This window comes from Mesorhizobium sp. M8A.F.Ca.ET.202.01.1.1, assembly GCF_004791595.1.
Taxonomy (GTDB): Bacteria; Pseudomonadota; Alphaproteobacteria; order Rhizobiales; family Rhizobiaceae; genus Mesorhizobium.
On record NZ_SRUN01000080.1, the window covers coordinates 1 to 426 of the forward strand.

The window sequence follows — 426 nt, forward strand, 5'->3', positions numbered from 1 at the left end:
GCCCAGCCGGACAAAAATGGCATCGCCGCAACACCCATGTCGATGCCGCCAACAAGATCATCGAGGAGATCAATGACCGCAGCCGAATTGCAGCAGGCGGCGAAAGCGCTGGCCGCGATGTTTTCTTGCTTCCCGCAATCCGCGCTCGCTGACGCCGAGATGGAGCTGCGCGGCTATCTCGCCGCCGTGCAGGATGCCGAACTTCAAGACGTCGAGGCCGCCATCCGGCGCTTCATCCGCGGCGAGGCCAAGGCCGGCAACGCCCAGTTCTGCCCGTCGAGCGCGCAGCTTTCGATCGAGGTGCGGGAGCGGCGGCTGATGCGGGAGCTGACGGCGAAGCGGAGAGGGGATTTACCTGTGAAGCTGGTGAAAACATAGGCGCCAGCCAATCTCGAGATTGTCGGTGCCAGGCACCCCCCCTCTGGC

At 64.3% G+C, this 426-nt stretch carries 1 pseudogene; it reads left to right on the top strand.

Annotation, left to right across the window (positions count from 1 at the left end):
* Positions 1-378 (top strand): annotated as a pseudogene (locus tag EN845_RS33930) (hypothetical protein); the annotation flags it as partial.
* Positions 379-426 lie beyond the last annotated feature (48 nt).